This window comes from Streptacidiphilus neutrinimicus, from assembly GCF_000787815.1.
Lineage (GTDB): Bacteria > Actinomycetota > Actinomycetes > Streptomycetales > Streptomycetaceae > Streptacidiphilus > Streptacidiphilus neutrinimicus.
Genome location: NZ_BBPO01000042.1, coordinates 1 through 4,927, shown reverse-complemented (window position 1 = coordinate 4,927; position 4,927 = coordinate 1). Strand labels below are relative to the sequence as shown.

Below are 4,927 nucleotides of genomic sequence, written 5' to 3'. Positions count from 1 at the left end.
GGGAGGGGCGGTCACGGGGGAAACGCGCGTGCGCTGGTGGAGGGCGCCCGCCGGCCCGGCCAGGCCGAGCGGGACGACGTCCGTCAGCAGGCGCTGGACCTGCCCGACAAGGCCCTGGAGCTGCACCGGGAGGTCGGCGACCGGCGCAACGAGGCGGACACCCTGCGGATCAAGGCCGAGGTGCTCCGTGACGCCGACCGCCTCGACCAGGCGCTGGAACTCGCCCAGGGCGCCGTGGAACTGGCGCGCGAGACCCAGGACGCCCGCTTCCACGTCGGCGCCCTGACCGCCCTCGCCACGGTCCACACCCGCCTCGGCCACGGCGAGCGGGGGCGCGCGCTCCACCAGGAGGCGCTCGACCTGGCCGGCCGGACCGACGAGCCGCGGCTGCTCACCGAGGCCCTGCTCGGCATGGCCGACACCTGCGTGCGGCTGGGGCACCACGACGAGGCCCGGCTGCACCTGCACGAGGCCCGCGACCTGGCCCGGCAGATCAGGTCCCGTCGGCTCGGTGAGCAGGCCGAGCTTCTGCTCCGCGCTGCTTCCGGGGAGCCGGACGGCGACCGTCCCGCCACGCCCGACGACGCGGCGCGGCACCGGATCTGACCGGCCCCGCCCTGCACCGTCCGCTCCCCCGGTCGTTGATGGCGACCTCCACCGGGCTGCACGGGGCCCGATTGCGCAAACGATTGGCGCAAACGATTGGGTTGGGCATACTGGTGGCTCGACACGCAACCGGCTGCGGCATTCGGGGGTGGGCTTGGTGAAGTGGTTCGGCAAGGGACGTGAGGCCGCGTCAGCTCGCGGCGCGGAGGGCCGCACGGGGGGTCGCGCGTCGCTGCGCAGGGACAGCAAGGCGGCCGAGGTGATCGGCAACCTGGGCGGCGCGGGGCAGGCGGCCGAACGCTACGCGGACCTGGTGGCACGCGCCGAACGCGTCCTCGGGCCGCAGGAGCCCGACACCTTGGCGCTGCGGCACCAACTGGCGCACTGGACCGGGGAGTCCGGTCGGCCGCAGGCCGCGGTGGAGCTGTTCTCCCGGCTCCTGGCCGACCGGCAGCGGTTACAGGGACCGCACCACCAGGACACCGAGCTGGCCCGGCACCAGCTCGCCCACTGGTACGGCCGGGCGGGCCGGCCCGAGGAGGCCGTGCGCCGCTACGAGGAGATGCACCGGGCCGCCGAACAGCAGGGCCGTGACGAGGCGGCGGTCACCCTGCTGTGCGAGGTGGGCTACTGGCAGCAGCAGGGCGGCGACAACGCCGCCGCCCTGCGCACCTTCGCCCGGATGCTGCAGACGGCCCAGCAGAGGCTGGGGCCCGGCCACCCGTTCGTGAGCATCGCCCGGCAGCGCTACGCCGAGGTCGCCGGAGTCCTTCCGTTCGGCAACGAAGGCGGGGAGGAGGGCCTGCAGGACCTCCTGGACACGGCCGCCGCCGTGGAGGCCGCCGGAGACTTCCAGCGGGCCGGGCGGATGTACGGGCAGCTGGCCGCGCGGTGCGAGCAGTTGCACGGCGCCGCCAGCTCCCAGGTCCTGTTCGCGCGCGTCGCGGAGGCGAAGGCCGCGGTCAAGGCGGGCGACCACGCGGCGGCCGTGGAGCGCTTCGGCCGGGTGCTCGCGTGCATGGAGCTCCAGGGGCAGGGCCCGGGCTCGCCGGAGTACGACACGCTCCGCGGCCAGCGCGAGGAGCTGGCCCGGATGGCGCGACGTCCAGCGCTGCGGATCGCGGAGCGCACCGCGACGGCGCTGGGCGACGGCCTGCGGGCCGCGCCGGGGAGGGCGTGCGCGGTGCTGTGGCGCCAGGCCGGCGCGTCCGAGGCGACCCGCTTCGCGATCGTCGACACCGGCGAGCAGCCGACCGGCCGCGACGGGGCCCCGGACGAGGGCGCCGCAGCGTGGTGGGCGGCCGTGATAGGCGAGCTGTGCGAGCACGGGGACGAGGCGACGGCGCTCTGCTTCGCCCGCCAGGACCTGCGCCCCACCGCCGAAGAGGCCGCGCTGTGCGGTCGGCTGGGGCTGGCCGCCGCCTACGTCTCCCGTCCGGACGACGGGAACCTGCACCTGCAGGCGTTCGCCTTCCAGGAAGGCGCGCCCATGGTGGCGCGGGTCGTCGTGGTCAAGGACGACCAGCCCACCGCGGGCGCACCCGGCGCGCCCAAGCGGCTGCCCGCGGGCGAACCGACGGGGCGGACGGCGGTGCACGACCAGGCCGCGGCGATCGGGACCTGGCGGGAGGTCAAACGGGCGCGACCCGCCGCCGGGGCGGCCCGCCCCCAGGCGTTCGGCGCGTACGAGGTGCTGGAGTGCGTCGGCGAGGGCGGCTTCGGCCGTGTCTACCTGTGCCAGGATGCGGACGGGCTCATGGTCGCGGTCAAGACGCTGCACGCGCACCTCGCGGCGGAAGCCAGGATCAAGCAGAGCTTCGCGCACGAGGTGCGGGCGGCCCGGCGCGTCGACGGGCGCTTCACCGTGCCGGTGATCGCCGCGGACCCCGACGGCCCGGTGCCGTGGATGGCGGTGCCCTATGTGGCGGCCCCCTCGCTGCAGGAACTCCTCGAGCGGTGCGGGCGGTTGGACGCCGACCTGGTGCACACGCTGGGGGCGGGCATCGCCGTGGCTCTGGACGCCATCCACGCCGAGGGCATCGTGCACCTCGATCTCAAGCCGGGCAACGTGCTGCTGACCGAGGACGGTCCGCGCGTGATCGACTTCGGCATCGCCCAGATCGAGCACCTCACCGAGCCGCGGCGCGGCTTCACCGGCACCCCCGCCTTCGCCTCCCCGGAGCAGCTGCGCGCTGAGCCCGCGTTCACCCCGGCCAGCGACGTGTTCTCCCTGGGCAGCGTCCTCGCCCACCTCGCGCTGGGCCGCAGCCCCTGGGGCCGGAGCACGGCGGCGGTGGTCGCCAACATCCGGGCCGGCCGCCCCCGTCTCGCCGGGTTGCCCGCACCGCTGACGGAGGTGGTCCGATCGTGCCTGCACCCGGACCCGGAGCGGCGGCCGACCCCCCGCGACGTGGCCGAGGCACTCGTCCCCGGGGCCGGCGAGGGCGCGATCGGCCGCCCGACGCTGCCGGAGCAGGCACGGGCGCTGGTCGGCGAGGTCGCGACGGTGCCCGCCACCCGTCGCTACGAGACGCTCGCCTCCACCCGGGCGCACGCGGACGAGGACACCGAACGGGACCGGTCGAACGACTCCACCGTGCGGCGGACGGTCACGGACGACGCCAGGCCGTGAGCCCGGCGCGGGCGTCGAGATGGAGCCGGCAGCCCTGCCGTCGGGCGTCCGGGCTCGTGTCGCGTTCGAAGACCTGGACCGCGCACCCGGCTCGCAGCGGGCCCTGCGTCAGGCACAGCCCGCCCAGCCCGGCTCCCGCGACGACGACCCGCAGGCCCCGCAGCACCGGTGGCTCCCCCGGCTCCCCCATGCGGCCGAGGCTACGGCGAGGGCGCCCGCGGCTCCGGGCCGGTAGCCTCTTGCTACCCGTCAGTAGAAGACTTCGCCCGATCCGTGAGGTGCCCCGTGAGCGACAGCACGCCCGCCCCGTCCGCCACCGCCCTGGCCGGGCTGCTCGCCGTCGCCGGGGTGGCACACTTCGTCACGCCCCGGCCGTTCGACGCGATCGTGCCCCGAGCGCTCCCCGGACGGCCCCGGACCTGGACGTACCTCAGCGGGGCCGCTGAACTCGGCATCGCGGCGGCGCTTGCTCACCCGCGGACCCGCAGGACGGGCGGTCGCCTGGCCGCCGGTCTCTTCCTCGCGGTGCTCCCCGCCAACGTGCAGATGGCACTGGACTGGCACGACCGGTCGCCCGCGCTGCGGGCCGCGGCCTGGTGCCGCGTCCCCCTCCAGGCGCCGCTGGTACTGCGGTCGCTCCGGATCGCCCGGGGCTGACCGGCCGACAGGTGCCCGGTTCGGGACGCGGCCGCGAGGGCGCGCCTACTGCGCCTGGGGGATCTCGTCCAGGAAGCCCTGGGCCTTGAGGGAGGCGACGGTGCGCGTGGCGTCCGCGTAGGCGGTCCAGTACTGGGTCCCCAGGCCCTGCTGGCCGAACCAGGGGCGGATCGGGCCGGCCTGCACGGTGAACGGCTTCGCGACGCGGTAGAGGTGGTAGTTGACCACCGGGCCGGTCGCGCTGTACTCGTCCAGGTTGGTCGGCGGCAGCGCGCGCTCGGCGTAGGGGGTGCCGACCGGGGCGAGGAAGGAGCCGCGGCCGCTGCCGAAGAGGTCGACCAGTTGGCCCTCGCGCAGCCGCTGCGCGTGCTCGACGGGGCGTCCGCCGCGCAGCACGAAGCCGTTGTTGTCCGGGTACCACCAGCCGGACTGGTTGGTGGCCTGGCTCGTCTGCCAGTAGCAGCCGAGGATCCAGTAGGGCGAGGTCGAGTCCTGCGGGCGGTAGCCCCGCAGCATCCTGCCGATCGCTCCGGCCCGGGGCAGCGAGGCGGGGCCGAGCCGCCAGTCGCCGCGGTAGTAGTCCTCCAGGGCGGGCGGGGCCGTCGTCGTGGCCGCCGTCCTGTGGGCGATCGGGCAGCTCTCCGCACCCGGGCCGGTCGCGGCGGCGTCAGCGTGAGCCGCGACTGGCGTGGTGACGGCCAGCAGGAGTGAGGCGAGCGCGCTCCCCAGGAGACGACGTGTCAAACGCATCCGGCTTCCTTCCGCCCGTGAGCCCGCGGGCGTGGGGCGGGCCGCGGGCGTGACACGGCGCCGGAAGACCTCGGACGGCCGCCCGGTCGCACGTGACCTACTGTCACTTATAGCCAGTGCGACCAGGCATGACGGCTCAGGCAGGGCTCGGCGGACGGGCGTGCCGACGAAATTCCCCCGGGCAGCCGAGCGCCGTGGCGCCGCGTCAGGCCGCGGTCTCCTCGGCCAGGATCAGGGCGAGCAGGCCGGGGAAGCGGCGGTCGAACTCCTCGCGGCGCAGCC

At 75.7% G+C, this 4,927-nt stretch carries 5 protein-coding genes; 3 read left to right on the top strand and 2 right to left on the bottom strand.

The window, feature by feature from the left end; translation table 11 throughout:
- Both TR48_RS24370 and TR48_RS39225 read left to right on the top strand, forming a co-directional pair.
- On the top strand, positions 1-606 hold a 606-nt coding region (locus TR48_RS24370; protein ID WP_236652308.1), incomplete at its 5' end, for a tetratricopeptide repeat protein.
- Positions 607-754: 148 nt separating this feature from the next.
- On the top strand, positions 755-3,238 hold the full coding sequence (locus TR48_RS39225; protein WP_161789899.1) for a protein kinase domain-containing protein: 2,484 nt from the start codon (positions 755-757) through the stop codon (positions 3,236-3,238).
- Here the strand turns inward: TR48_RS39225 and TR48_RS39220 are convergent.
- On the bottom strand, positions 3,216-3,428 hold the full coding sequence (locus tag TR48_RS39220) for a hypothetical protein (protein WP_152628156.1): 213 nt from the start codon (positions 3,426-3,428) through the stop codon (positions 3,216-3,218). The genes TR48_RS39225 and TR48_RS39220 overlap by 23 nt on opposite strands.
- A 95-nt stretch (positions 3,429-3,523) precedes the next feature.
- On the opposite strand from TR48_RS39220, the gene TR48_RS24360 reads away from it, so the two are divergent.
- Entirely contained in the window at positions 3,524-3,895 is a 372-nt protein-coding gene (locus TR48_RS24360) for a DoxX family protein (protein WP_042370947.1), read from the top strand.
- A gap of 45 nt (positions 3,896-3,940) precedes the next feature.
- Here TR48_RS24360 and TR48_RS24355 read toward each other — a convergent pair whose 3' ends face one another.
- Positions 3,941-4,645 (bottom strand): TNT domain-containing protein, encoded by a 705-nt coding sequence (locus TR48_RS24355; RefSeq protein WP_042370945.1) that lies wholly within the window; start codon positions 4,643-4,645, stop codon positions 3,941-3,943.
- Between the last annotated feature and the right edge of the window lie 282 nt (positions 4,646-4,927).

What these genes read in the sequence shown, in the direction of transcription:
- TR48_RS39220 (WP_152628156.1), bottom strand. Translation starts at nt 3,428, where the DNA reads ATGGGGGAGCCGGGGGAGCCACCGGTGCTGCGGGGCCTGCGGGTCGTC.
- TR48_RS24355 (WP_042370945.1), bottom strand. Translation starts at nt 4,645, where the DNA reads ATGCGTTTGACACGTCGTCTCCTGGGGAGCGCGCTCGCCTCACTCCTG.